Genomic DNA, 409 nt, shown 5'->3' with positions numbered 1-409 from the left:
ATCGTCTGGGCCAGCCCGGTCACAGCGGGAGACGAGCCGGTTCAGGTGCATATCGGCCTCGATCCTCAAGAGAACGGGGAGATCGATTATGAAGTCTACCTGGAGAAAGGCGAGGGCGATACATTCTGCAGCCAAGGGACCATAGAAGTACAAGCGGGCCTCGAAGCGGCCTCCGTGGATCTGACCGCGCTGAAGGCGGCCTGCAAGGGACGAACCTTGCCCTCCGCAGAGTGTTACGAAGCCTTTGCAGCATCCGGTCTTGAATATGGCAAAGGTCATCAAGGCCTGGATACCGTGTATACCGGAGACGGACAGGTGCTGGCGAAGCTGTCGCTTCCGGCCATTCTCGCGGAGACGCAGCAAGATTACATGCTGCATCCGTGCCTGCTGGATTCGGCATTGCAGGCCT

Annotated in this window: 1 protein-coding gene; it reads left to right on the top strand. The window is 58.9% G+C overall.

Annotation, left to right across the window (positions count from 1 at the left end; genetic code table 11):
* Nucleotides 1–409, top strand: a 409-nt coding sequence (locus tag ACNPNW_RS06475) for a polyketide synthase dehydratase domain-containing protein (RefSeq protein WP_448766777.1), incomplete at both ends; no start/stop codon positions are given.

The organism is Acinetobacter endophylla (genome assembly GCF_053543775.1).
The sequence above is the reverse complement of the archived record's forward strand: the minus strand, read 5'-3'. Positions and strand labels throughout refer to the sequence as shown.